This is a genomic window from Catellatospora sp. KI3, from assembly GCF_029948125.1.
Classification (GTDB): Bacteria; Actinomycetota; Actinomycetes; order Mycobacteriales; family Micromonosporaceae; genus Catellatospora.
On the sequence record NZ_JASAMB010000001.1, the window covers coordinates 310,927 to 337,595 of the forward strand.

General features: G+C 73.3%; 18 protein-coding genes. 7 read left to right on the forward strand and 11 right to left on the reverse strand.

The genetic code is table 11. From position 1 onward, the window contains the following. Positions 1-131: 131 nt before the first annotated feature. Both QEZ54_RS01450 and QEZ54_RS01455 read left to right on the forward strand, forming a co-directional pair. The gene (locus QEZ54_RS01450) at positions 132-1,580 is read left to right on the forward strand and encodes a glycoside hydrolase family 3 N-terminal domain-containing protein (protein ID WP_281302593.1); all 1,449 of its coding nucleotides are present in this window, start codon (positions 132-134) and stop codon (positions 1,578-1,580) included. A 429-nt stretch (positions 1,581-2,009) separates the two neighbouring features. Beyond that, positions 2,010-2,561 carry an NAD(P)H-dependent oxidoreductase gene (locus QEZ54_RS01455; protein WP_281302594.1) on the forward strand — a complete coding sequence of 184 codons (552 nt, stop codon included), beginning with the start codon at positions 2,010-2,012 and terminating at the stop codon, positions 2,559-2,561. 262 nt (positions 2,562-2,823) lie between these two features. Here QEZ54_RS01455 and QEZ54_RS01460 read toward each other — a convergent pair whose 3' ends face one another. Further along, positions 2,824-7,803 carry an NAD-glutamate dehydrogenase gene (locus QEZ54_RS01460; RefSeq protein WP_281302595.1) on the reverse strand — a complete coding sequence of 1,660 codons (4,980 nt, stop codon included), beginning with the start codon at positions 7,801-7,803 and terminating at the stop codon, positions 2,824-2,826. Positions 7,804-8,049: 246 nt separating this feature from the next. Here QEZ54_RS01460 and QEZ54_RS01465 point away from each other — a divergent pair, with 246 nt between their 5' ends. Next, positions 8,050-9,954: a penicillin-binding transpeptidase domain-containing protein gene (locus tag QEZ54_RS01465; protein WP_281302596.1), complete on the forward strand. Its 1,905-nt coding sequence runs from the start codon at positions 8,050-8,052 to the stop codon at positions 9,952-9,954. 115 nt (positions 9,955-10,069) lie between these two features. Here the strand turns inward: QEZ54_RS01465 and QEZ54_RS01470 are convergent, their stop codons facing one another. From QEZ54_RS01470 to QEZ54_RS01495, 6 genes are all read right to left on the reverse strand, one after another. Further along, a complete protein-coding gene (locus tag QEZ54_RS01470) occupies positions 10,070-10,885 on the reverse strand; it encodes a hypothetical protein (RefSeq protein WP_281302597.1) in 816 nt (271 codons plus the stop codon). A gap of 2 nt (positions 10,886-10,887) precedes the next feature. Then, positions 10,888-11,397, reverse strand: coding sequence for a SigE family RNA polymerase sigma factor (locus QEZ54_RS01475; RefSeq protein WP_281302598.1), 510 nt, complete (start codon positions 11,395-11,397; stop codon positions 10,888-10,890). A gap of 70 nt (positions 11,398-11,467) precedes the next feature. Further along, positions 11,468-11,872 (reverse strand): hypothetical protein, encoded by a 405-nt coding sequence (locus QEZ54_RS01480; protein ID WP_281302599.1) that lies wholly within the window; start codon positions 11,870-11,872, stop codon positions 11,468-11,470. Further along, the gene (locus QEZ54_RS01485) at positions 11,865-12,221 is read right to left on the reverse strand and encodes a hypothetical protein (protein ID WP_281302600.1); all 357 of its coding nucleotides are present in this window, start codon (positions 12,219-12,221) and stop codon (positions 11,865-11,867) included. The genes QEZ54_RS01480 and QEZ54_RS01485 overlap by 8 nt, the downstream gene beginning before the upstream one ends. Before the next feature lie 271 nt (positions 12,222-12,492). Continuing rightward, the gene (locus tag QEZ54_RS01490; RefSeq protein ID WP_281302601.1) at positions 12,493-13,500 is read right to left on the reverse strand and encodes an arginase family protein; all 1,008 of its coding nucleotides are present in this window, start codon (positions 13,498-13,500) and stop codon (positions 12,493-12,495) included. Positions 13,501-13,530: 30 nt separating this feature from the next. Continuing rightward, a complete protein-coding gene (locus tag QEZ54_RS01495) occupies positions 13,531-14,463 on the reverse strand; it encodes a tetratricopeptide repeat protein (protein WP_281302602.1) in 933 nt (310 codons plus the stop codon). Between the two features lie 90 nt (positions 14,464-14,553). On the opposite strand from QEZ54_RS01495, the gene QEZ54_RS01500 reads away from it, so the two are divergent. Then, positions 14,554-15,066: a sigma factor-like helix-turn-helix DNA-binding protein gene (locus QEZ54_RS01500; protein ID WP_281302603.1), complete on the forward strand. Its 513-nt coding sequence runs from the start codon at positions 14,554-14,556 to the stop codon at positions 15,064-15,066. Next, positions 15,063-16,334, forward strand: coding sequence for a hypothetical protein (locus QEZ54_RS01505; RefSeq protein ID WP_281302604.1), 1,272 nt, complete (start codon positions 15,063-15,065; stop codon positions 16,332-16,334). The genes QEZ54_RS01500 and QEZ54_RS01505 overlap by 4 nt, the downstream gene beginning before the upstream one ends. 52 nt (positions 16,335-16,386) lie before the next feature. Here the strand turns inward: QEZ54_RS01505 and QEZ54_RS01510 are convergent, their stop codons facing one another. After that, positions 16,387-18,060 (reverse strand): methylmalonyl-CoA mutase family protein, encoded by a 1,674-nt coding sequence (locus QEZ54_RS01510; protein WP_281302605.1) that lies wholly within the window; start codon positions 18,058-18,060, stop codon positions 16,387-16,389. A 352-nt stretch (positions 18,061-18,412) separates the two neighbouring features. Between QEZ54_RS01510 and QEZ54_RS01515 the strand changes: the two genes are divergently transcribed. Both QEZ54_RS01515 and QEZ54_RS36355 read left to right on the forward strand, forming a co-directional pair. After that, positions 18,413-20,839 carry a penicillin acylase family protein gene (locus tag QEZ54_RS01515; protein ID WP_348650498.1) on the forward strand — a complete coding sequence of 809 codons (2,427 nt, stop codon included), beginning with the start codon at positions 18,413-18,415 and terminating at the stop codon, positions 20,837-20,839. 175 nt (positions 20,840-21,014) lie between these two features. Beyond that, complete coding sequence (locus QEZ54_RS36355; RefSeq protein ID WP_348650506.1) at positions 21,015-21,608, forward strand: discoidin domain-containing protein; 594 nt, start codon at positions 21,015-21,017, stop codon at positions 21,606-21,608. Between the two features lie 132 nt (positions 21,609-21,740). Here QEZ54_RS36355 and QEZ54_RS01520 read toward each other — a convergent pair whose 3' ends face one another. The 3 genes from QEZ54_RS01520 to QEZ54_RS01530 are packed head-to-tail and all read right to left on the reverse strand — an operon-like array spanning position 21,741 to position 26,475. Continuing rightward, positions 21,741-22,403, reverse strand: a complete 663-nt coding sequence (locus tag QEZ54_RS01520; RefSeq protein WP_281302606.1) for an ATP-binding cassette domain-containing protein — start codon at positions 22,401-22,403, stop codon at positions 21,741-21,743. Beyond that, positions 22,403-23,317 carry an ABC transporter ATP-binding protein gene (locus tag QEZ54_RS01525; protein ID WP_281302607.1) on the reverse strand — a complete coding sequence of 305 codons (915 nt, stop codon included), beginning with the start codon at positions 23,315-23,317 and terminating at the stop codon, positions 22,403-22,405. Before QEZ54_RS01525 ends, QEZ54_RS01520 begins: the two co-directional genes overlap by 1 nt. After that, positions 23,314-26,475, reverse strand: coding sequence for an FtsX-like permease family protein (locus QEZ54_RS01530; RefSeq protein ID WP_281302608.1), 3,162 nt, complete (start codon positions 26,473-26,475; stop codon positions 23,314-23,316). The genes QEZ54_RS01525 and QEZ54_RS01530 overlap by 4 nt, the downstream gene beginning before the upstream one ends. Between the last annotated feature and the right edge of the window lie 194 nt (positions 26,476-26,669).

Below are 26,669 nucleotides of genomic sequence, written 5' to 3' on the forward strand. Positions count from 1 at the left end.
AGATTAGGTACCCTTAACCGTGTACGGCCGTAGCCTACGGCTTCGACACGCAAACCCACTATGGATGGCAAGACCCGACACACTGGCCAAAAGGCCAACATCGTGTTCGGGCGACGGAGCGGAGGATCACCGTGACCATCGACCCCGGGCTGCGCCGCCTGGCCCTGCGTACGCTGCTGGCCGCATTCCCCGGCCACACCGCTCCCGAATGGGCCCCTGACCTGCTCACCCAGGGCCTGGCCGGCTACACGCTGTTCGGCTACAACATCGCCGACGCCGACCAGCTCGCCACCCTCACCGCCCAGCTGCGCGCCGCGCGGCCGGACGCGCTGCTCGCCATCGACGAGGAGGGCGGCGACGTCACCCGGCTGGCGCACCGCACCGGCAGCCCGTACCCGGGCAACGCCGCCCTGGGTGCGATCGGCGACCTCGACCTGACCCGGCGGGTGTACCACGCCATCGGCACGGAGCTGACCGCCGCGGGCATCAACCTCAACCTGGCGCCCACGGTGGACGTCAACACCGCCACCGACAACCCGATCATCGGCACCCGCTCGTTCGGCGCCGACCCGGTGCTCGTCGCGGCGCACGCGGCCGCCGCGGTGGTCGGGCTGCAGCAGGCCGGCGTGGCCGCCTGCGCCAAGCACTTCCCCGGCCACGGCGCCACCGTGACCGACTCGCACCACGACCTGCCCACGGTCGACGTGACCGAGCAGCTGCTGCGCGACCGCGAGCTGCCCCCGTTCGCGGCCATCGTGGCGGCGGGCGCCAAGGCCGTGATGACAGCGCACATCCGGGTGCCGGTGCTCACCGGCGACGACCCGGCCACGTTCAGCCGGGCGGTGCTCACCGACCTGCTGCGGGGCGAGTTCGGCTTCGACGGCGTGATCGTCACCGACGCGCTGGAGATGCAGGGCGCGCAGCGGATCGCGGGCGGCATCGGGCCGGCCGCCATCCGCGCGCTGGACGCCGGAGCGGACCTGCTCTGCCTCGGCGCCGACATCGACCTGGACATCGTGGAGCAGGTCGCCGCCGACATCGTCGCCGCGATCCAGGACGGCCGGCTCGACCTGGCCCGGGTCGAGCAGGCCGCCGCGCGCAACGACGCGCTCGCCGCGTGGACCGCGGGCAGCATCGAGGTCGAGGCCAGCCCGCGGCTGGGCTACGACGCCGCGCGCCGGGCGGTCAGCATCGAGGGCAGCCTGGCCGGGTTCGAGCACCCGTTCGTGGTGCAGCTGCGGGCCGGGCACACCATCGCCGAGGGCGCGGTGCCGTGGGGCCTGACCATGCACCTGGCCGACACCCCGCAGCTGGCCGTGGCCGCCGACGAGACCAGCGTGGACGCGCTGCTCAGCGCGGCGGCCGGGCGGCCGATCGTGCTGGTCGGGCGGCACACCCACCGCAACCCGGCGGCCCGCTCGCTGGCCGAGCAGCTCGCCGCGGTGCACCCGCTGGCAGTGGTGGAGATGGGCTGGCCCGCGGGCTGGCGGCCGCACGGGGCGCAGGCCTTCATCACCACGTACGGCGCGAGCCACGCCAACGGCCGCGCGGCCGCCGAGGTGCTCGGACTGGCCGGGTAGCGGCTCGCAGCGCTGGCTGGCGCTGGCGGGCTGCGGCTGGCGCTGGCGGCCACTTGATCGCCGTCAGCGGTCAGTTTCTCGCCCACCCCGTCGTTGATCAGCGTCGGCGGTCACAACCTCCGCTGTAGGCGCAGGTTGTGACCGCTGGCAGCGATCAACGATCGGAACAGGCCCGAAGATCGCCACCACCGGTCAAAACACTGCACGACGAAAAGCCGGAAACCCAGCTTCCGCCCACAGACGGCGATCACTGGCGAGACCAGACACCGAAGATCGCCGCCAGCGGTCAGAACACTGCGCCGCCCGGCGCCGCGTCGGTCAGTAGCGGCGTCGGTCACTTTCGATTGACCGTACCGGTCGCCGCTGCGAGCATTTCCATGCTCGCGCATCTAATGCGCAGGCATGGATTTCTTTCGACAGGAGTATCCGGTGAGCGACCAACGCAGCTTCCTCTTCCTGCTGGGCAGCGCCCGGCGCGACGGCAACACCGAGGCGCTCGCCCGCGCCGCTGCCGCGCACCTGCCCGCCGGAACCGCGCAGGAGTGGCTGCACCTGGCCGACCTGCCACTGGCCCCGTTCACCGACCGGCGCCACACCGGCGAGTCCTTCCCGCAGCCCGAGGGGAACGAGCAGCGCCTGCTGTCGGCGACCCTGGCCGCCACCGACGTGGTCATCGCCTCCCCGCTGTACTGGTACAGCGTCTCGGCGCCCACGAAGCTGTACCTGGACTACTGGTCGGCGTGGCTGCGCGTGCCCGGGGCGGACTTCCGCGCCCGGATGGGCGGCAAGACGATGTGGGCGGTCAGCGCGCTGAGCTCGTCCGACGCGACCACTGCCGACGCGCTGGTGGGCACGCTGCGCCTGAGCGCGCGATACCTCGGCATGAACTGGGGCGGCACCCTGCTGGGCAACGGCTCCCGCCCCGGCGACGTCGACAGCGACCCCGAAGCCCAAACCGCCGCCAAGACCTTCTTCCACTGACCCGAGCCCCACGTCGCACCCGACTTGAAATAGACGCTGGCCTATCCAGAAGACAGAAATCGAAAATCCGTCCTCTGGATAGGCCAGCGTCAATGCCAGGCGGGGCGCGGCGACCCGCGACCCGCGACCCGCGAGCTGCGACCCGCGAGCTGCGACCCGCGAGCTGCGACCCGTGACCTGCGACCCGTGACCTGCGACCCGCGACCCGCGAGCTGCGACCCGTGACCCGCGAGCTGCGCCCGCGAGCCGCGAGCGCGGCGGGTCAGGCGGCCGCGGTGCGGACCAGGGTGCGGATCTGGCGGAGGAGGACCGACAGCGGGGCCAGGTCCACCTTCACCTCGTCCAGCTCCGCGATCGACTTGCGCGCCTGCGCGGTCGCCGTCGCGTTGGCCTGCTCCCAGTGCTGCACCCGGTCCTGCGGCGCCGTGTCGGCGGGCGTGGCCGCCAGCACCTCCTTGGTCAGCGCGGCGAGCGCGGCGTACAGGTCGTAGCGCAGCGCCATGCGGGCCAGGGTCTGCCACCGGTCGTCGCGCGGCAGCTGCGAGATCTTCGTCAGCAGGTCGTCGACGCGGAAGCGCTCGGACAGGGCGAAGTACACCCCGGCGACCTCCTCCAGCTCGCGGCCGGTGTCGGCGGCGACCTCGACGACGTCGAGCAGCCCGAAGCTGTACAGCGTGCGCGCGCCCCACTCGGCCAGCTCCGCCGGTGCCCCGAGCTCGATCAGCTCGGCCTCGTGGGCCTGCATCGCCTCGTGCTCGGCCCCGAGGAACAGGCTGGACAGGCGGGGCATGAGCGCGGTGACGCCGGGCTTGAACCGGGCGATCTCGGCGGGCACGTCCAGCGGCGAGCGCCGGTTCTGGATCAGCCAGCGGACGGCGCGGTCCATCAGGCGGCGCGCCTTGAGGTACACCTCGGTCTGCGCGGCGGTGGGGATGAGGTTGTCGGTGGCCTCGACGGCCGCCCACAGCTTCGGCAGCTCGAAGACCTCCCAGACGACCTCGAACGCGCGCAGCACCTCGGCGACCGAGGCGCCGGTCTCCTCGACGGCCCGGTGCACGAACGTGGTGCCGCCCCGGTTGACCGTCTCGTTGACCAGGACCGTGGTGACGATCTCGCGGCGCAGCCGGTGCTCGGCCATCTCCTTGGTCATGTGCCGCAGCGGGACCGGGAAGTACTCGGCGAGGGTCTCGGCGGTCCACGGGTCGTCGGGCAGGTCGGAGGAGACGATCTCCTCCTCCAGCGAGATCTTGACGTACGCCATGAGCACGGCGAACTCGGGCGTGGACAGGCCCTCGCCGTTCTCGCCGCGGACCACCAGCTCGTCGTCGGTGGGCAGGCCCTCCAGCGCGCGGTCGATCTTCCCGGCGCGCTCCAGGGCCGTCAGCACCCGGCGGTGGACCGGCAGCAGCGACAGGGTCTGCGAGCGGGCGTTGCCCAGCGCGCGGGCCTGGCCGTAGTTGTCCCGCAGCACCAGCGCGCCGACTTCGTCGGTCATGCTGGCCAGCAGCTCGTTGCGGGCTTCCAGGCTCAGCGACGTGTCCGCGCCGAGCAGGATCTTGATGTTGACCTCGTGGTCGGAGCAGTCCACGCCGGCCGAGTTGTCGATGAAGTCGGTGAAGATGTGGCCCCCGGCGCCCTGGGCGCCCTTGCGGGCGTACTCGATGCGGCCGGCCTGGGTGAGGCCCAGGTTGCCGCCCTCGCCGACCACCTTGCACCGCAGGTGGGCGCCGTTGACCCGGATGGCGTCGTTGGCCTTGTCGCCGACGTCGGCGTGCGACTCGGTGGTGGCCTTGACGTACGTGCCGATGCCGCCGTTCCACAGCAGGTCGACCGGCGCGAGCAGGATCGCCTTCATCAGCTCCGGCGGGCTCATCGCGGTCACCGTCTCGGCCAGGCCGAGTGCCGCGCGCACCTGCGCCGAGACCGGGATGGACTTGGCGGTACGCGGGAACACCCCGCCGCCCTCGGAGATCAGCTCCGCGTTGTAGTCCGCCCACGAGCTGCGCGGCAGGTCGAACATGCGCCGCCGCTCGGCGTAGGAGGACGCCGCGTCCGGGGTCGGGTCCAGGAAGATGTGCCGGTGGTCGAACGCGGCCACCAGCCGGATGTGCTCCGACAGCAGCATGCCGTTGCCGAACACGTCACCGGACATGTCGCCCACGCCGACGACGGTGAAGTCCTCGGCCTGAGTGTTGTGCCCCATGTCCCGGAAGTGCCGCTTGACGGACTCCCAGGCGCCCCGGGCGGTGATGCCCATCTTCTTGTGGTCGTACCCGGCGGAACCGCCGGAGGCGAACGCGTCGCCCAGCCAGAACCCGTACGACGCCGAGATATCGTTGGCGATGTCGGAGAACGTCGCCGTCCCCTTGTCCGCCGCGACCACCAGGTACGGGTCGTCGTGGTCGTGGCGCACCACGTCGACCGGCGGCACGACCTTGCCCGCGTCGAGGTTGTCGGTGATGTCCAGCAGCGCCGAGATGAACCGGCGGTAGCAGGCCACACCCTCGGCCTGGAACGCGTCACGGTCGGCGGGAGAGGGCGCCTGCTTGAGCACGAAGCCGCCCTTGGCGCCCACCGGCACGATCACCGCGTTCTTGACCATCTGCGCCTTGACCAGGCCCAGGATCTCGGTGCGGAAGTCGTCGCGCCGGTCGGACCAGCGCAGCCCGCCCCGCGCCACCGAGCCGAAGCGCAGGTGCACGCCCTCGAAGCGGGGCGAGTACACGAATATCTCGAACTTGGGGCGGGGTGCGGGCAGGTCCGGGATCGCCTGCGGGTCCAGCTTGAACGAGACGTACGACTTGGGCCGCCCGTCCGCGCCGCGCTGGAAGAACGAGGTGCGCAGCGTCGCCTGGATCAGCGTCAGGTAGCTGCGCAGGATCCGGTCCTGGTCGAGGCTGGCGACGTGCTCCAGCTGCCGCCCGATCGCCGACACCAGCTCCTTGGCCTGGCTGGACCGCTCGGTGTCGGCCAGCTGCAGCCGCGGGTCGAACCGGGTCTCGAACAGCGCCACCAGCATCGCCGCGATCTGCGGGTACGCCGTGAACGTCGCCTCCAGCGACTCCTGCGCGTAGACGGTGCCCGCCTGGCGCAGGTACTTGGCGTAGGCGCGCAGCACCACCACCTGCCGCCAGGTCAGCCCGGCGCGCAGCACCAGCTCGTTGAAGCCGTCGACCTCCGCCTCGTGCCGCCACGCGGCCGCGAACGCGTTCTCCACGTGCGCGCGAACCTCGGCCAGGTCGCGGGCCCCGGCGGGCAGCTGCAGGCCGAAGTCGTAGACGTACATGTTGGCGTCGCCGCGGCGCACCTCGTACGGCCGCTCGTCGGTGACCTGCACGCCGAGGGAGTGCAGCACCGGCAGCACCGCCGACAGCAGCATCGGCTCGCCGTGCCGGTACACCTTGAACCGCACGTCGTTGCCGGGGCCGGTCCGCTCGACGGTGCTGCCCGTGCCGGCCGTGTACTTGCGCCGGAACAGGTGCATCTCCAGCTGGCCGGGCTCCTCCAGCAGCTCCAGCTTGGCCAGGTCCTGCACCGCCTCGTAGGCCAGGTGCCCGTCCTTGTACGTCTCCGGCAGCGCGTCGACGTACCGCGCCGCCAGCGCCTTGGCCTGCTCGTCGCCGACCTTGCGCTCCAGCACCAACCGGAAGTCGTCGTCCCAGTTGCGGGTCGCGTCGCCCAGCATCTCCGCCAGCGCGTCGGCGTCGATCTCACCGGGCGGGTTGGCCGGGTCGGTGCGCACGATGAAGTGCACCCGGGCCAGGTTCGACTCGCTGACGCGGGTGGTGTAGTCGACGCCGACGCCGTTCAGCTCGCGCAGCAGGATCTCCTGCATCGCCAGCCGGTGCACGGTGGTGAACCGGTCGCGGGGCAGGAAGATCAGGCAGGAGATGAACCGGCCGTACCCGTCGCGGCGCAGGAACAGCCGCAGCTGGCGGCGGCCCGCCATGCGCAGCACGCCGGTCACCGCGTGGTACAGGTCGTCGGTGGAGATCTGGAACAGCTCGTCGCGCGGGTACGTCTCCATGATCTCCAGCAGGTCCTTGCCAGAGTGGCTCTTGGCCGACAGCCCGGACCGCTCCAGCACGCTGTCGACCTTGCGCCGGATCACCGGCAGCTGCCGCACGCTGGTGCGGTAGGCCGCCGAGGAGAACAGGCCGAGGAAGCGGCGCTCGCCGGTGACGTTGCCCTCGGCGTCGAACGTCTTGAAGCCCAGGTAGTCCAGGTACGCCGAGCGGTGCACGGTCGAGCGCGAGTTGGCCTTGGTGATCACCAGCAGGCGCTTCTCCAGCGCCTTGTGCTGCGCCTCGGGCGTCATCGACTCCAGCGTGCGGGCGGTGGAGCCGTCGCCGCGCAGGATGCCCAGGCCGGTGTCGGGCACGGCGCGCATCAGGTCGGTGTCGGAGCCGGGCACCTTGATCAGCTCGTACTCGCGGTAGCCGAGGAAGGTGAAGTGGTGGTCGGCCAGCCAGCGCAGCAGCTCGACCGAGTCGGTGATGTCGCGGTCGGGCACGGGCAGCTCGGCGGTGGCGATGTCGTCGGCCAGCGCGAGCGCCTTGGCGCGCATCCGGGGCCAGTCCTCCACCGCCCGCCGGACGTCGCCCAGCACCCGCTCCAGGTCGGCCCGCAGGTGCTCCAGCTCGGCCTCGTCGCGGATGGCGCCGACCTCGATGCGCATCCAGCTCTCGACCAGGTCCCCGTCGATCGCGTCGTCGGGCTCGACCTCGGCGCAGACCTCCGCCAGCACGCCCTCGGCGTCGCGGCGCACCACCATCACCGGGTGCACCAGCAGCTGCACGTCCTTGCGCGCGCTGAGCGCCGCGGTGACCGAGTCGACCAGGAACGGCATGTCGTCGGTGACGATCTCGACGACGGTGTGCCGGGGGCTCGGCGACAGCGACAGGCGCAGCTTCAGCTCCCCGGGCCGCCGCTGGGCGGCCAGCTCGCGGTGCGCGCGCGCCGCCTCGACCAGCCGGGCCGGGGTCAGGTCGGCCAGCTCCTCGTCCGGGGCGAAGCGCCAGTACCGCTGGACCAGCTGCGCCTCGGCGAGCCGCTCGTCGGTCAGACTCCCCGCATCCGCGCCGCCGCCCGGTCCGCCGGCCGCCGCCAGCGCGACCGCGGCCGCGATCAGCCGCTCGCTGTTCGGCAGGGGCTCGTCGAGATCGGTGTCGTCGAGATCGTCGGGCTGCGCCTGCGGCGCCCCCTCGATCCGGACGGTATCGCCGCTCGCTCCCGCCGCCACTTCCGGTACGGTGCCGCCGTCGACTCGGCCGCCAGACTCCATGGAAAGCCACTCCCCTTCGCCCACCGCGCTGTGGGTCGTTGGTGGGACGGGCCGTGTTGAGGGGCCGTCCCGTCGTCCCCCCAGCCTAATCAGCCTTGACGCCGAGCATCTCGCACGGGTGCCGCCGACACGTGAACGAGGGCAGTCCAGTCTTGGACACCACGGCGGCTCCTACCGCCGGTACGACTGCGGCACAATGCCGTCATGGCTTCTCGACGCCCCCGGCTCATCCTCTCGCTTCTGTCACTTACGCTGCTTTTTCCCGCTCTCGCCGCCTGCTCCGAGGAGGCGGGTCCGGCACCGGTGCTCGACGCCTTCCTGGCCGGCTGGCCGAAGGGCACCTTCGAGAATGTGAACTTCGTCAAGGCCAGCGGCGAGCGGCTGGACCCGGCGGCCGTCGGCACCGAACTGCGGTCGCTGGAGGGCACCCTCGCGCAGACCCCGCCCGCGGTGGCCAAGAAGTCCGACCCGGTGGTCAGCGCCGAGCTCGCCACCACCGAGGTGGTCGTCAAGCAGCCGCTGCCCAACGGCACCACCTGGGAGTACACCACCACCGTGCGCATGTCGAAGGCCAAGGACGCCTGGCGGGTGATCTGGGAGCCCGCGGTGGTGCACCCGAAGCTCACCTTCGGCGACGCGCTGGCCGTGCGGCGCATCGCGCCGGTCCGCGCCGGGGTGCTCGACGGGGCGGGCGAGGCGATCGTCAAGCCGCGCCCGGTCGTCGTGGTCGGGGTCGAGCCGCAGCGGGTCAAGGACCTGGACCAGCTGGTCAAGGACCTCGACGAGGTCCTCAAGGGCGGGAAGGTCGACGCGAGCACGGCCGACCTGGCCGCCCGGGTCAAGGCCGCCAAGCCGGACGCGCTGGTCGAGGTGGTGACGCTGCGGCGGGAGGTGTACGACCCGATCCGCGACAGGCTGCGGGCGCTGGAGGGCATGCGGTTCCGTGAGGAGCAGTGGCTGCTGGCGCCGACCCGCACCTTCGCCCGCGCCCTGCTGGGCACGGTCGGCCCGGTGACCAAGGAGATCATGGATGCCAAGCCCGGCGTGTACGCGGTGGGCGACCAGGCCGGCCTGGGCGGCATGCAGAAGCAGTACGAGGACCTGCTGCGCGGTACCGCCGGGATGAAGGTCGTGGTGACCCGCAAGGCGGCCGACGGCACCACCCAGGACGAGGCGCTCTACACGCTCGAGGCCAAGAACGGCACGCCGCTCAAGACCACGCTCGACCCGGCCGCGCAGGTGGCCGCCGAGAAGGCGCTGTCGACGGTCAAGCAGCGCAGCGCCATGGTGGCGATCCGGATCAGCGACGGCAGGATCATCGCGGCGGCCAACAGCGGCGACGAGAACCTGGCCTTCAACGCCCAGGTGCCGCCCGGCTCCACCTTCAAGACCGTCACCGCGTACGCGCTGCTGGAGGCGGGCAAGGTCACCCCGACCACGATCGTGGCCTGCCCGAAGTTCATCACCGTGGACGGCCGCCAGTTCAAGAACTCGCACTTCCTGGAGCTGGGCAACGTCCAGTTCCACGTCGACTACGCCAAGTCCTGCAACACCGCGTTCGCCTCGCTGGCCCCGCAGCTCGGCCCGGACGGGCTGGCCACCGCCGCCGGCACCCTCGGCCTCGGCCAGGCCTGGGACCTCGGCACGCCCGCGTTCTCCGGCAAGGTGTCGGCCAACGGGTCGGCCACCGAGCAGGCGGCGGCCGCGTTCGGCCAGGGCCAGACCATCGTCAGCCCGGTCGCCATGGCCGGGGTCGCCGCGGCCGTCGCGCGCGGCCAGTGGAAGCAGCCGATCCTGCTGACCGAGCCCGCCCCCGTCAAGCCCGCCGCCGACGGGCCGCAGCTCAAGGACACCACGCTGGCCGCGCTGCGGTCGATGATGCGCGAGGTCGTCACCGACGGCACCGCGACGCTGCTCAAGGACGTCCCCGGCGGCCCGGTCCAGGGCAAGACCGGCACCGCCGAGTACGACGACAACCCCGACCACAGCCACGCCTGGTTCATCGGCTGGCAGGGCGACATCGCCTTCGCCGTGTTCGTGGAGGCGGGCTACCGCCCCTCCGACACCGCCGTCCCGGTCACCGAGGCGTTCCTGCGCGGCCTCCGCTGAGGTAGCGCGACGCGGCCCCGGTCGGTGACCACCGACCGGGGCCGCGCCCTTTCCGCCACCCAGCCACGCGGCTGCGCGGACGGCAGGGCGGTGCCGGACCTCGTCCGCGGTGTCCTCAGCTCAGTCGCGGTTGCGCGGACGGCAGGTCCCGCAGCTTGTCCCGAGCCGGGGACGGATCGACCGGCCCGGCCGGGAACAACCCCAGCCCGTCGGTGGCCACCAGTTCGAGCAGCTGGTCGGCCGTCAGCGGCGGGGAGCCGAGGTAGTTCCCGGCCTGCTCGTAGGCGTACGCGCTGACGAGGGTGCCGTCCGGCAGGAACGCCTGGGCGCGGCTCTGGCCGCCCTGGGCCACCGACAGCAGCACCGTCCCGTCCGCCGTCCGCTCGTACGTGCAGGTCGGGCCGGCCATGTCGCATTCGCCGTTCAGCTCCGGCGCCTCATGCGGCGCCCGCCCTATCTGGATGTTCAAGAAACCGGATCCGGCCGGGCCGTCCAGCGCGAACCACGCGTCGTACACCCCGCGGTCGGGCAGGTAGACGAGGACATCCACCCGGTACGCCGCGCCCCCGGGCCGCGGCACCAGCGCCCCGAGGGCGGCCTCCAGGACCCCGCCCAGCCGGGCGATGGTCTGTGCGCAGTCCCCCGGCAGCGGTCCGGTGTACCCCGTATCCGTCGAAACGGTGGGCACCGGGATGGGGCAGTCGACGGTGCCGGGGCTGCCGACCGCCGCGACGGGGGGACCGCCACCGCCGCTCAGCAGCGGCGGCAGGGCGAGCACACCTGCGGCTAGGACGGCCGCTCCGGTGGCCGCGCCCGCCCAGCGCATCCGGCGGGAGCGGCGCTGCTCCCCGGCGATGAAGGTGTCGAGATCGATCCGGCTCGGCGGCGGTACGTCGACCGCGGCGCGCATCCGGTGGGGCAGATCGTCCATGTTCAGGCCTCCTCGGCGACCAGTCCGGTGCCCTGCAGGCGCGCGCGCAGCGCCTCCAGGGCCCGGAACGTCTGGCTCTTGACGGTGCCGGTCGAGCAGCCGAGCTCGGCGGCGGTCTCCTCGACCGACAGGTCGCAGAAGAAGCGCAGCACGAGCACGGCCCGACGCCGGGCCGGCAGTTCGGCGAGCAGGGCGGTGACGTCCAGGTGCTGGTCGACCCCGTCGGGGCCGGGCCCGGTCGCGACCCGCTCCGGCAGGAACTCGACCGGGCGCTCCCGGCGCCAGGGGCGGCGGCGCTCGTTGAGCATCGCCCGCAGCATCGACGTACGCACGTAGGCGTCGGGATGCTCCATCCGCGACACCCGGTCCCAGTGCCGGTACAGCCCGGTCAGCGCGGCCGACACCATGTCGTCGGCCGCGTGCCAGTCGCCGCACAGCAGGTAGGCGGTGCGCCGCCAGGCGTCCAGCCGGCCCGCGGCGAACTCGCGGAACCCGTCGGCGTCCTTGGCCATCCCGTCCTCCTCGTCCTCACCCCTCGAACACGGGGCGGACGGACCGGGGTTGCCCGGATCGGGGCGAGAATCAGTTCGCGGGCGCGGCGGCGGCGCCGCGGCGCAGCCAGAGCAGGCCGAGCACGGGCAGGACCAGCGGCAGGTAGCCGTAGCCCTCGCCGAAGCCCGACCACACGGTCTGGTCCGGGAAGTCCTGCGGGGCCAGCACGCTCAGCGTGCCGACGGCGAGCACTCCGAGCAGCTCCACGCTGCAGCAGGCCAGGGCCAGCCGCCGCCCGTGCGTGCCGCCGCGCACCAGCCCGACGGTCGCCACGATGTAGATCACCGCGGCGACGGCGCTGAGCAGGTACGACACCGGCGCCTCGGTGAACTTGGTCGCGATCTGGACGCTCGCCCGGGAGGTGGCGGCGACGGCGAACAGCCCGTAGACGAAGACGAGCACCCGGCCGAGGCCCCGGTTCAGACCGTCAGGCACCCCACACCTGCCCCATCCGCAGCACCAGCACCGGCATGATCAGGGCACCCACGCCGATGATCAGGCTGCCGAAGCGGGTCGGCTCCATCTTGCCGACGATCCACGCGCCCGCGGGCAGCAGGGCCAGCGTCAGGCCGTACCCGACGAAGGTGGTGACCTCGCGCGGCCCGGTCCCGCCGAACCAGGTCACCACGGCCGCGCCCAGCAGCAGCACGGCCACGGCGTTGACCACGACGGTGCCGGCGAACTGCACCCGGTCCGGCGCGCGGTCGCGCGCCGAGGCGACCAGCGCGATCACGGCGAGCAGCAGGGACGCGACGGTCGTCACCGTGGCCAGGACATCCGACATGGCAGACACACTAACCCCCGCCCGACCCCGCCCCACGCCACGGTCACCCCGATGCGACCGACGCGACTCGCCGACCCCACCCCGCCACCGCCACCGCCACCGCCACCGCCGCGCGCCGCGCGGCGCGCCCCAGGATCAGGGTGCAGTTTCGGGGAAAGTGCAGGAATCTTGCCAGCGATTCGTGCACTTTCCCCGAAACTGCATGATCAACCGGACGCGGCACGGACGCGGCGCGGCGCGGCGTGGGCGGGGCTCGGGCGGGCGGCGCGGGTCAGGCGACCGCGCGGCGGTCGGTGGGGGTGCGCTGGGTGGGGACGCGGGGCTGGCCCGCCAGGCGGGGCTGACTGGAGACGCGCCCGGCGCGCTTGGGCGGCAGCAGCGGGGCCAGGCCGGACACCAGCGCCTGGACCAGCTCGGCGGCGTACCGGCCGTCGGGGTCGTGGTCGGGGTCGAACACGGTCAGCTCCATGCCGAGGCAGTCCGGGGTGCTGACCAGCCCGTTGAGCAGCAGTTCCAGCTCGGTCAGGGCGATGCCGCCCGGTTCGGGCGCGTCCACGGCGGGCATCACCGCCGGGTCGAGCACGTCCACGTCGAGGTGCACCCAGTAGCCGGCGCAGTCGGCCAGCCGCTCGCGGGCCCACTGCGCGGTCCGCTTGGCGCCCTCGGCGCGCAGCGCGGTGGCCGGGCGCACCGCGAACCCGGCCGCCTGCAGGTCGAGGCGGTACTCGTCGTGCTCGCGGATGCCGAGGACGACGACGTCGGTGTCGCGGTAGTAGGGGCGCCGACCCTCGATCCCGGCCAGCTCGGTCTGCCCCCGGCCGGTGACCAGGGCCAGGTCCTCCCCGGCCGCCGCCCCGACGTACGGGGCGTTGCCCGGGTGCCGGAAGTCGGAGTGCCCGTCCACGAAGACGAGCCCGATCCGGCCGTCGACCTCCTCGCCGAGGCGGCGCATGGCCAGCGCCGAGCCGAGCGTGATCGAGCAGTCTCCGCCCAGCACCAGCGGGAACTCGCCCGCGTCGACGATGGCCCCGATCCGCTCGGCCAGCCGCACCGTGTACGAGTGCAGCTGCGGCGTGTGGGCCACCCCGTCGCCGGGGCGCCAGTCGCCCGGGTCGTAGCGGGGCGGGGTGAGGCAGCCCGCGTCCCGGGCGTCGAGGCGGGCCAGCAGCTGCCGGTCGCGCAGCGCCCCCGGCGCCTTCGCGCAGCCGGGGACGGACGTCTCGGTGGGCGGGCGCAGGCCCAGGTTGGACGGTGCGTCGAGGACCGCGATCCGGCGCATACGCCTCTCCCCTGGACCTACGCTCGACGGCTAGAACAACGCGCTGGCCAGCGAGCGCCGCGCGGCCGCCACCGCGGGGTCGTCCGGCCCGGCGACGGCGAACAGCGACACGAGGTGCTGGCGCACCGTCTCCCGATCGTCACCGTAGACCCGGCGCACCAGATTCACCAGCCGCTGGTAGGCCTGCTCCGCCTCGCCGCCCAGCACCTGCACGTCGGCCGCGCGCAGCTGCGCGGGCAGGTCGTCCGGGTCGGCGTCGGCCGCGGCGACCGCGGCCTGCGGGTCCACTCCCACGACCCGCTTGGCCAGCACGACCTGGGCCAGCCCGGCCTCGGCGGCGGCGTCACGGGGCGCGTCGGAAAGGATCTTGCGGTACGCGCGCTCGGCCTCGTCCAGGTCGCCCATCATCAGCGCGTCGTCGGCCTCGGCCAGGCGCGGGTCCTCCGGCACGGCCACCTCGACGCCGCCCGCGCGCAGCACCGCGTCGAGCCACTGGCGCAGCTGCGCGGGCGGGACCGGGCCGGCGAAGGCGTCGACGGGCTGGCCGCCGACCACGGCGTACACGGTGGGGACGCTCTGCACCCGGAACATGGCGGCCAGGCGCGGGTTGGCCTGCACGTCGACGCGGGCGAGCACCCACATGCCGCCGTCGGCGGCGTTGAACTGCTCCAGCGCGTCGGCCAACTGCTGCACCTCGGGGTAGCCCGGGGCCAGGAACGCCACCACGACCGGGGTGGCCATCGACCGCTCCAGCACCTCGGTCTGCACGTTCGCCTCGGTCACGTCCACCGCGTTGCCGCCGCCCGCGGGCGCGCCGGGGAAGGTGCCGCCGGAGGGCGCGGACTCGCCGCTGTCGGCCGAGGTCGGCGCGGGTGTGGCGGGCGCCGCGGGCCGGTTGGCCAGGCTGCTCAGGTCCACCGCGCCGCGCGTGAAGATCGACTGTCCGGGTCGGAGATCGCTCATGGTTACCCAGTCTCCCACGCCCGTAACTATTGCCTCGCGAAGGTCCACGGTCGCCGGGAACGGCGCATAGGGTACGCGCGTGTATGTGGCATGCAGATGCCGTCCGCGGTGGCCTTGAACGCCGCCGCCCCGCGTGCCGACGCGGCGGCGGAGTTCGAGGACTTCTACGCCGCCCAGCGGGAACGGGTGTTCCGCGCGCTGGCCGTCACGTTACGAGATCCGACGCTGGCCGCCGAGGCCACCGACGAGGCCATGGCCCGGGGGTACGCGCGCTGGTCGCAGCTGCGCGGCCACGCCAACCCCGGCGGCTGGCTCTACCGGGTCGGGCTGAACTGGGCCACCTCCTGGTGGCGCAAGGTACGCCGGGAGCGCCCGCTGCCGGAGACCGAACCCGCCGTCGACGGCGGCGACCCGACCGCGCTCGCGCTGCTGGACACGCTGCCGCTGGCGCAGCGGTCGGTGGTGGTGTGCCGGGTGCTGCTGCAGCTGTCGACCGCCGAGACCGCGACCGCCCTCGGCCTGTCCGAGGGCACCGTCAAGAGCCGACTCTCGCGCGCGCTGACCCAGCTGCGCGCGGCCCTGCACGAGGAGGGCACCCGATGAACGACGACTTCGCCGGCGACATCCCGGCCGAGATCAGCGCGCTGCTGCAGGCGGCCGCCCCGAGCGCGGGCCGGATCCCGGCCGCCGGGGTCGCGGCCGTACGGCGGCGGGGGGCGCAGTGGCGTCGCCGCCGGGCCGCCACCACCACGGCGGTACTGGCCGGGCTGGTCGCCGTGGTCGCCGCCGGGCCGGCCTGGACCACCCGCGCCAAGGGCCCCGACCCGGCCGTGTCGCCCCGCCCGACCGTCAGCGCCGGCCCGTCCGCCTCGCCCGTGCCGCGGGAGCTGACCGGCCCCTCGGCGCAGCGGCTGATCAACGGCTGGCTGGGCGCGTACGAGTCGGCGTCGAACGTCGACTACCAGGGGCCGTACACGGTGCAGAACTTCCGTGCGGTGACGCTGCCGGACGCGATCGTGGTCTTCCCCGACTTCGCCGAGCTGGCCGACGACGGCCGGGGCGTGCCGCTGCGCTACCGCGGCACGCTGCTCACCTCGGTGGACGAGATCATGCCCACCCCCTCGGGCGGGCTGGCGTTGTTCGGCTCACGCGACCTCGACCCCGGCCACCGGCGCCCGGACGGCTCGTGTGTGTCGCGGCTGGAGTTCCGGCTGGAGCTGTACGACGCCTCCGGTGAGCGCCTGCTGTCGCGCAACGTCCGCGAGCAGTGCCATGACGTCAGCCTGGTCGGCGTGGACGAGCGCTACGCCTACCTCGACCGCGACGACGCCGTGATGGCGCACGACCTTGCCAGCGGCGCCGAGCACAAGGTCGTCGACCTGCGCCGGGTGCCGCACCCGCAGACGGTGGTGGACGGCATCCCGGCACCGGTGCTGCAGTCGGGCAGGCTGGTCCAGTCCACGTTCCACCCGGTGTCCGGCGCCCGCTCCGGCCCGCCCATCACCGTGTACGACCTCGCCACGCGCCGCTCGTACGAGCTGGACCTGCCGGCGGCCGAGGTGTTCATCACCGACGTGCGCCTGTCGCCCGACGGCAGCCGGGCGGCCGTGGTGTGGCGGGGCATGCAGTGGCCCTACAACCTGGAGGTCACCGTGCTGGACGTGGCCACCGCGGCACCGCTGGCCCACCAGGTGTTCCGCGCGCTCGACCAGCCCCGGCCGACAGGTGCCTCGGTCGACTACCCCACCACGTACGTCGGCACGGCCTGGCACGACGCGTCGGCGCTGCGGGTCGCGTGGTATCCGACGCCGCTGTCCGGCAAGCACCTGCTGTCGGAGGTGGTCCGCACCGATGTGATCACGGTGCCGTGACAGAGTGCGGCGCCCGCCCTGAGCCTGGGAGCGGGCGCCGTTCTCGCGCCGGTCAGAACCGGGCGGGCTCGCGGTAGACGCCCCACTCGGCGCGCAGCGCGTCGCAGATCTCGCCCAGGGTCGCCTCGACCCGGCAGGCGTCCAGCATCGCCGGGACCATGTTGCCGTCGGTGCGCGCCACCTCGATCATCTTCTTGATCGCGGCGTCGACCGCGCCCTGGTCCCGGCCCTCCTTGCGCCCCTTGAGCAGCTTCACCTGCTCGCGCTCGACCTCGTGCGAGACGCGCAGGATCTCCAGCTCCTTGGCGACCGTGCCGGTGTGGCAGTTGACGCCGACGATCCGCTTGAGGCCGTCCTCCAGCGCCCGCTGGTAGGTGTACGCCGAGTCGGCGATGGCCGAGGTGAACCAGCCGTCCTCGATCCCGCGCAGGATGCCCGAGGTGATGGTGCCGTCCGAGCCCCGCTCGCGGATGCGCTCGAAGATCGCCTCGGCCTCGGCCTCGATCCGGTCGGTCAGCGCCTCGACGTACCAGGAGCCGCCGAGGGGGTCGGCGACGTTGACGACGCCGGTCTCCTCCATCAGCACCTGCTGGGTGCGCAGCGCGATCTCGGCCGACTCGTCGGTGGGCAGGGCGAGGGTCTCGTCCAGGGCGTTGGTGTGCAGCGAGTTGGTGCCGCCGAGCACCGCCGCCAGCGCCTCGACCGCGGTACGCACCACGTTGTTGACCGGCTGCTGCGCGGTCAGCGACACCCCGGCGGTCTGCGTGTGGAAGCGCAGCCACTGGGCCTTGTCGCTGGTGGCGCCGTACACGTCGCGCATCCAGCGGGCCCAGATGCGGCGCGCGGCGCGGAACTTCGCGATCTCCTCGAAGAAGTCGACGTGCGAGTCGAAGAAGAAGGACAGGCCCGGGGCGAACGTGTTGACGTCCAGCCCGCGCGACAGCCCCAGCTCGACGTAGCCGAAGCCGTCGGCCAGCGTGTACGCCAGCTCCTGCGCGGCCGTCGCGCCCGCCTCGCGGATGTGGTAGCCCGACACCGACAGCGGCTTGTACTTCGGGATGTTGTGCGCGCAGTACTCCATCAGGTCGCCGATGAGGCGCAGGTGCGGCTCGGGGTCGAACAGCCACTCCTTCTGCGCGATGTACTCCTTGAAGATGTCGGTCTGCAGGGTGCCGTCGAGCTTGCCCAGGTCGGCGCCCTGGCGCTCCGCGGCGACCAGGTACATGCAGAACACCGGCACGGCCGGGCCGGAGATCGTCATCGAGGTGGTGACGTCCTGCAGGTTGATGCCGTCGAACAGCACGTCCATGTCGGCGGCGGAGTCGATCGCGACGCCGCAGTGGCCGACCTCGCCCAGCGAGCGGGCGTCGTCGGAGTCGCGGCCCATCAGGGTCGGCATGTCGAAGGCGACCGACAGGCCGCCGCCGCCCGCGCCGAGGATCAGCTTGTACCGCTCGTTGGTCTGCTGGGCGTTGCCGAAGCCGGCGAACTGGCGGATGGTCCAGGCGCGGCCCCGGTAGCCGGTCGGGTGCAGACCCCGGGTGAACGGGAACTCGCCGGGCCAGCCGATGCGCTCGAAGCCGGGGTACGCGACGCCCTCCGGCGGACCGTACAGCGGGTCGACCTGCATGCCGCTGAGGGTGGTGAAGTCGGCCTGGCGCTTGTGCGCGCGGTCGTAGCGCTGCTGCCAGCGCTCGCGACCTGCCTGGATCTCGTCGGCGTCCACGTACGGCCTCCCTGGTCTGATACCTGGATCACAGGTTTTCGACCACAGCGTAACCGGAGATCCTGAACGATCGCTAAGCCCAACCCCTACCGGCCAGTACGACCCGACGCCCGCCCCTCCCACCCCCGCCCTTCAATCGACGCTGGCCTATCCAGAGCACGATTTCGCGACTTCCGTCTACTAGATAGGCCAGCGTCAACGCTAGGGGGCGCGCGGAGCCCGCCCGAAGCACCCCAACCGGGCAATGTGACCTCTTTCACAAGTATGAATCTTTGGTTACCATGCAGTACACGAAATTGCTTCATGTAAGTGCGTCGCATCGTCCCCCTTTGCCCGAAGGGAACCCGCCCCCATGCCCCGACGCGCCCCATCCCCGTACCCCCGTCTCCGGCGCGGCCTGGCTGCCGCCTCGACCCTGGTCGTCACCGCGGCCCTGGCCTCCTTCATCCCCACCGCCCCGGCCGCCGCCGCGGTGCTCGCCCCCAACGACTACTGCCTGGAGCAGTGCGGCGACATCCTGCCGCCCGGCCAGAACGGCAACGCCACCCTCGTCGACATCCTCGGCCACCAGGCGTTCGGCACCCGCCCCGCGCACTCCGCCGACCAGCTCGACAAGTACGCCAACCTGATCTACAACTACGCCGGCCTCACCGACGAGCAGATCCCGGCGTACTTCAACAACGCGTCGTTCGGCGTCCCCGCCGGGCAGGTCGAGCGCAGCTACTCACCCCGCTCCGACGTCACGATCGTGCGGGACAAGGCCACCGGCACTCCGCACGTCACCGGCACCACCCGCGCCGGGACCATGTTCGGCGCCGGGTTCGCCGGGGCCGAGGACCGGCTGTTCACCATGGACCTGATGCGCCACGTCGGCCGGGGCACGCTCACCCCGTTCGCGGGCGGCGCCCAGGGCAACCGCGACCTGGAGCAGAGCGTCTGGCGCAACTCGCCCTACACCGAGGCGGATCTGCAGGCCCAGGTCGAGGCGCTGCGCAACCTCGGTACGCGCGGCCAGCAGCTGTACGACGACGTCAGCAACTACATCGCGGGCGTCAACGCGTACATCGCCCAGTGCATGGCCGACCGCGACTGCCCCGGGGAGTACGTGCTGACCGGGCACCTCGACGCGGTCACCAACGCGGGCGGCCCGGTGCAGTTCACCATGACCGACCTGATCGCGATCGCGGGCGTCGTCGGCGGCCTGTTCGGCGGCGGCGGCGGCAACGAGGTGCAGTCCGCGCTGGTACGCGTGGCCGCCCGCGCCCGCTACGGCACCGCCGAGGGCGACGCGGTCTGGAACGCGTTCCGCTCCCGCAACGACCCCGAGTCGGCGCTGACCGTCCACAACGGCCAGAGCTTCCCGTACGCGAACGCCGACGACGACGCCCCCGGCGTGGTGCTGCCCGACGCGGGCTCGGTCAGCGTGGAGCCGGTCGTCACCAACAAGACCGGCTCGGCCACCAGCTCGATCACCGACGACTCGGACCTGGCGGCCGCCCTGGGCAGCCTCACCATCGGCCCGGCCGGCCGGGGCATGTCCAACGCGGCGGTGATCTCGGCGGCCAACTCGGCCACCGGGCACCCGATCGCCGTCTTCGGCCCGCAGACCGGCTACTTCTCGCCGCAGCTGCTGATGGTGCAGGAGCTGCAGGGTCCGGGCATCAGCGCCCGGGGCGCCGCCTTCGCCGGCATCAACCTGTACGTGCTGCTCGGGCGCGGGCAGGACTACGCGTGGAGCGCCACCTCGTCGGCGCACGACATCACTGACACGTACGCGTTGCCGCTGTGCACCACCGACGGCACCGCACCCACGCTGACCAGCAACAAGTACCTCTACCGCGGTGCCTGCACGGCGATGGAGGAGCTGTCGCACACCAACAGCTGGACGCCGAGCACGGCCGACGGGACCGCCGCCGGGTCATACAAGATCATCTCGTACCGTACGAAGCTCGGCCTGGTCGCCTGGCGTGGGAAGGTCGGCGGGGCGCCGCACGCGTTCACCCGGCTGCGCGCCACCTACCGGCACGAGGCCGACTCGGCCATCGGCTTCCAGATGTTCAACGACCCCGCGGCGATGGGCACCCCGGCCGCCTTCACCGCCGCCGCGTCCACCGTCGGGTACGCCTTCAACTGGTTCTACGTCAACGCCACCGACACCGCCTACTTCGACTCCGGCCTCAACCCCGTCCGCGCGGCGGGCGCCAACCCGAACCTGCCGGTGAAGGCCGAGGCGGCGTACGAGTGGCAGGGCTACGACCCGGCCACCAACACCGCCGCCTACCTGCCCGCCTCGACCCACCCGCAGGCGGTCAACCAGGACTACTTCGTCAGTCAGCGCCGCCGACGGCGACTTCAGCTTCGGCTCGGTGCACCGCGGCGACCTGCTCGACGCCCCGATCAAGGCGGCCGTGGCGAGCGGCCAGAAGTTCGACCGGGCGGACCTGGTCCGCGTGGTCGAGAACGCCGGGACCACCGACCTGCGCGGCTGGAAGGTGCTCGGCAAGCTCATCCGCGTACTGGAGAGCCAGCCGGTCGCCGACCCGACCCTGGCCGGCGTCGTCGCCAAGCTCAAGGCCTGGCAGCAGGCCGGGGCACCGCGCAAGGAGACCGCCGCCGGCTCGAAGGTGTACGCCCACGCCGACGCGATCCGGATCTTCGACGCCTGGTGGCCGCTGCTGGTCCGGGGCGAGTTCAAGTCCGGTCTCGGCGACGGCCTCTACCAGGCGCTGGTGGACACCATCCAGATCAACGAGTCGCCCTCGGGCGGCCAGTCCGGTGACACCTCCAGCTTCCCGGCCTCGGCCAACGAGTCCCAGGCGCACAAGGGCTCCTCCTTCCAGCACGGCTGGTGGGGGTACGTCGACAAGGACATCCGCGCCGTCCTCGGCGACCCGGTCGCGGGCGGGCTCGGGCGGACGTACTGCGGCGGCGGCGTGCTCAGCGCCTGCCGGGACATGCTCCTGTCGACCCTCGGCAGTGCCAACGGCCAGGCCCCGGCCGCGGTCTACCCCGGCGACGACCACTGCGCCGCGGGCGACCAGTGGTGCGCCGACGCGATCCTGCAGTCCCCGCTCGGCGGCATCACCTCCCCGCTGAGCGCCTGGCAGAACCGCCCGACGTACCAGCAGGTGGTGTCCTTCCCGGCCTCGCGGGGTCAGGACATCAGCAACCTGGCCCAGGGCCGCCCGGTGTCGGTGAGCAGCACGCAGCTGTTCTACCCCGCGGGCAACGCCGTGGACGGCAGCCCGACCAGCCGCTGGGCCAGCTCCTCCAGCGACAACCAGAGCATCACCGTCGACCTGGGCAGCGCCAAGTCGGTGAGCCGGGTCCTGCTCCGCTGGGAGGCGGCATACGGCCTGCAGTACCGCATCGACGTCTCCGCCAACAACAGCACCTGGACCACGGTCTGGTCCACCACCAGCGGCAACGGGGGCACCGACAACGACGTCTTCGCCCCCGTCTCGGCCCGCTACATCCGCATGCAGGGCGTCAAACGCGCCACCACCTACGGCTACTCCCTCTACGAACTCGAAATCTACGGCCGCTGACCCTTCGTTGACCGCTGGTGGCGATCTTCCTTTCAAGATTGCCACCAGCGGTCATTCAGTGGCGTTTGAGCCCAGCTTTTGACCGCAGACCGCGATCACGCCGTAAGAACCGGCGGCGCGGCGGGTGGCGGGTCAGCGGGCTTCGGCGGTGGCGTGGCCGTCGACCAGGTGGAGCTCGTCGTCGCAGGCGGCGGCGGCCTGGGGGTCGTGGGTGGCGAAGACGACCGCCGCGCCCCGGTCCGCCTCGGCGCGCAGCAGGTTCAGCACCAGCTGCCGGTTGGCGGCGTCGAGTTCGCTGGTCACCTCGTCGGCCAGCAGCACGGTGCCACGCAGGGCCAGGCCGCGCGCGATCGCCGTACGCTGCTGCTGCCCGCCGGAAAGCTCTTCCACCAGCTGCTCGGCCTGCCCGGAGAGCCCGACCCGGTCCAGCGCCTCGGCCGTGGCCCGCCGCGCGTCGGCCGCCCGCATCCCGGCGGAGATCAGTGCGACCTGGATGTTCTCCTCGGCGGTGAGCGTCGGTGCGAGCCCGTTGTGCTGCGGCATCAGCACGACCCCGGCCGCCACGGCCTGGTCGCGGTCGCCCAGCGGCCCGCCGTCGAGCGTCACCCGGCCCTCGGCGGGCTGGAGCAGCCCGGCCAGCGCCCACAGCAGCGTCGTCTTGCCCGCGCCCGAGGCGCCGGTGACGGCGAGGATGCGGCCGGGCGTCGCGGCGGCGCTGACCTCGCGCAGCACCGCGAACTCCCGGTCGCGGCCGTAGGTGACGGTGATCCGGTCGGCGAGCAGGGTCCGGCTCATCAGGCCACCTCGCGGGCGTAGTGGGTGGGCTGCGCGTGGCGCGGGTGGTCGTCGGGGTGGTCGTACTCCGGGCGCGCGGCGGCGGTGGCGGCAGCCAGCAGCACGGTGCCGTCGGGGCGCGGGTGCACGCGCACGCGGGTGCCGGGCGGGAGCAGGGCGAGCACGTCCGGCGGCAGGTGCACGGCGCCGTCGCGGCCGACGACCGCGAACTCCTCGCCCTGGCTGCCCTCGCCGCCGACACGGCCGTCGCGGATGGTGACCTGGCGGGTCATCCCGGCGGCCACGGCCGGGTCGTGGGTGACCACGACGACGGTGGTGCCGCTGCGGCGTACGCCCTCCAGCGCGGCGATGACCTCGTCGCGGGCGCGGGAGTCGAGCTGGCTGGTGGGCTCGTCGGCGAGCAGGATGCCCGGCTTGTGCGCCAGCGCGACGGCCAGCGCCAGCCGCTGCCGCTCACCGGGGGCCAACTCGGACGGGCGCTGGCGCAGCCGACCGCGTACGCCGAGCAGGCCGACCAGGGCCAGCACGTCGCGCGGGGCGGGCAGGTCGACGGCGCCGTGGCTGCGGGCGGCCCGCTGGGCGAAGCGGACGTTCTGCTCGGCGGTCAGGTACGGCAGCAGGTTGCGCTCGGCCCCCTGCAGCACCACGCCGACCTCGGTGGCCCGCATCTTCGCCAGCTCCGCCTCGCTGGCCTTGGCCAGGTCGGTGTCGCCGACCCCGGCCCGCCCGGCGGCGGGCCGGATCAGGCCCGCGAGCAGGGACAGCAGGGTGGACTTGCCGGAGCCGGACGGGCCCAGCAGCGCCACGGACTCGCCGGGCGCGATGTCCAGGTCGACACCGCCGAGGGCGACTACGTCGTACCCCTCCAGCCGGTAGATGTAGACCAGGCCGCGACAGCTGACGGTGCCGTTCACCGGCCGCCTCCTCGGATGAGCTCGGGGGTTGCCCGCTTGACCAGGCGGCCGCCGCGCAGCACCGCGACGACCAGCACCACTACGCCACCGGCCAGCGCCAGCGGGAGCGCGTCGAGGGCCAGGTGCGGCACCAGCGTGCCGAGCACGTCCTGCGCGAGGCCGGGCGTGCCGGTGGTGCCGACGGTGACCAGGGGTATGCCGGGCAGCATCAGCGCCGCGGCGGCCACGCCGACCGCGGCCCCGACCACCAGCGGCAGGCCGAGCATGGCCAGCCGCTCGCGGCGCAGGCCCTTGCGCAGGGTCGCCGGGCGTACGCCGGTGACGCGCAGCGCGGCCAGTTCGGTGCGCCGCTCGCGGTTGCCCAGGCGGGTGCTCAGGGCGAGCACGCCCAGCGCCAGCAGCGCCGCCGCGATGCCCGCGAGCAGGTACAGCCGCAGGCCGAGCGCCGGGGCGCGGCGGCCGAGCCGGGCCAGCTCGTCGGGGACGGTCTCGGTGCGCAGCACCCGTACGCCCGAGCCGGCCAGCTTGGCGGCCAGATCGGCCGGGGCGTCCTGGGCCGCCCACACCTCGTAGCGCAGGTCGGTGGCGTCGGCCAGGCCCTGCGTGACGGAGGCGGCGCGGACCGCGAGGTCCAGGTCGAACAGCAGGCCGTGGTCACCGGCGCGGGGCAGCACGGCCGCCTGCTCCAGCACGGTGAAGGACTGCGGCGCCTCGGCGAAGCCGGGCAGGTCGAACTCGGTCGGGTCGTCGCTGCTCGGGGCGGCCCCGGCCAGCACCGCGGGCAGTGCGGCGGGCGTGTCCAGGTACGAGATGAGCACGTCGCCCTGGTCGGCGGAGTCGACGGTGAGCTTCAGCTGCTCCCCGGCGGTGACGCGCACCTTGGCGTTGGGGGTGCGGTCGACCAGGAAGTGCCAGGCGGCGGCGTCGGTCATGCGTACCGGGACGTCCTTGCCGCCGGAGCGGACCACGTGCACGGTCAGCGCGGCCTGGACCGGCCCGGTCGCACCGGCGGCCCGGCCGACGGCCAGGCCGACCAGCCGGCAGCCGCCGTCGGCGCAGCCCGCGGCGTTCGCGGTGTAGTCGTGCACGCCCTGCTGAAGGCTGCCCAGCCAGACCACCGCCGGGGGCTCACCCGGCGCGGACAGCACCACGCCGACGCGGACCCCGCTCTCGGGGGAGGCTTCGTCCTCGGTGCCGGGCTCGGTGTTGCTGCCGGTCCCGGTGCCGGTCCCGGTGGTCGGCGGCTCGGGCAGCACCGCGCCCAGCCGCAGGCTGACCGAACCGCCGACGGCTGCGGGCGCACCGGCCCGGCCGTGCAGGGCGGCGGCCAGTGCGGACAGCGCGGCCTCATCGTGGTCGCGCCAGATCGCCACGGCGGGCAGCCGGTCCGACTGCACGCCGATCAGCTCGACGCGCTGGTTGTTGTAGAGCTCGTCGGCGCGCACCACGGCCATCGAGCGGCCACTCGGGTCGGCCTGCGCCAGCGCGTCGACCAGCGCCTGCGGGTGGTCGGCGGCGACGGCGTACACGGTCGGGGCGCCGACGGCGTCGTCGGCCCGCTCGGCGCGGGCGTCGGCGGCGACGTCCCAGGCGGTGGCGGAGAAGGCGAGCAGGGCCACGGCCGCGGTCAGCACCGCGACGGTACGGCCCGCGCCCGGTCGCCGCGACAGCTGCGCCGAGGCGAGCAGCACCGGCACCGCGCCGCGTCGGCGGGCCAGGCTGAGCCGCATCTTCGACCACAGCGCGAGCACCCGCCCGGCGAGCAGCCCGGCGACCACGGCCAGCGCGGCCGGGGCCAGCAGCGCCAGCGGCGCGGAGCGGTCCTGGAGGGCGGCCGCCAGCGAGGCGACGGCCAGCGCCACCACGACGCCTTCGAGCACACCCGCGCGCCAGCCGCGCCGCTCGGGGACCCGGCGCAGCAGGCCGAGCACCGGACGGCGCAGCGTGGCCCGGGCCGCCAGCCAGGCGGCGGCGCAGGCCAGCAGCAGGCCGACCGCGGCGGCGGCGAGGACCGGCCAGCGCGGTTCGACGTGGACCCCGTCGGCGAGCACGGTACGGGCGGCCAGCTCGACCGCGCCCAGTCCGGCGGCCAGGCCGAGCGGCGCCCCGAGCACGATCAGCAGCAGCGTCTCGCCCAGGCCGAACCGGACGGTGCCGCCGCTGCCGTAGCCGCGCAGCCGGGCCAGCGCCAGCTCCGGGCCGCGCTCCTCGGTCAGCGCCGCGACCAGCAGCAGCAGGACCACGAAGGCGAGCAGCAGCAGCGGGACCGCGATGATCGGGACCGTACGGGCCAGCGCGTCCTGGTCCTTGGCGGCGTCGTCGACGATGGCCAGCAGCGCGGTCTGCACCTGCAGCTCACCGGCGTTGAGGGCGAGCCCGAGCGAGCCGAGTTCGGTGCGCAGCGCGGTCACGTCGTCCAGCCGCACCTGCCCGGCGCGCAGCGGGTACGTCAGCGACAGCGCCACCGGGACCGCGTCGGACAGCCGTACGTCGTCCTCGGCGCCGGTGAACACGGCGTCCAGCCGGGGCGCCCCGTCCCCGCCGGACTGCGCGTACGCGAAGTAGCCGTTGTTGCCCCAGTACGGGTCGTCCGGCGCCAGCGGCGTGTACAGCCCGACGACCTCGAACTGCCGGGACACGTTCGCCTGCGGGGACTTCACCGTGATCTTGTCGCCGACCTCGACCCCGGCGTCGGCGGCCGACCGGGCGCTGACCACGGCCTGCTCGGCGTCGATCGCGCACTCGCCTTCGACCTTCAGGTGCGCGCAGGCGCCCTGGCGCCAGGCCAGGCGGGCGGCGAAGCGGTGGCCGCCGGTGGTCAGCGAGGTGTCGGTGCTGACCGCGCCGACCGGCTTGTCCAGCACCGAGGACAGGCGCGGGGCGCGGGCCAGCGCGGCGCCGATCACCGTCTGGGCGTCGCCGACCGGCTCGTGCGCGGCGGGCGCGGTCTCGGCGCTGCCGTCAGCGACGACGGTGACCGCGGCGGCGGTGGCCGGGGCGGCGCTGAGCGCGTCGGTGAGCACCGACTGCTGGGCCGCCCGCCCGTACGCGGGGGCGAGCACCGCCGCGGCGGTGGCGAACGCGGACAGCGTCAGCACCACCAGCGAGCGCCCGGAGCGGTGCCGGATGCCCCGCAGCATGACGGTCCAACCGGTCACCGACGCCTCCTTCAAAGCCTGATGTGCCCCGACACCTTAGCGATAGGTCAGCACGTCATGAAAGGCGCTTCACCTTCTGATTCGCACCTTCGACGCGTGGCCCCACCTCGACTACCGTCAGCGAGCACGCCGATGTCACCGACCCGCGATCGGCCGCCGACCGCATCGGTAAAGGAGCGTGACATCGCGCAGCG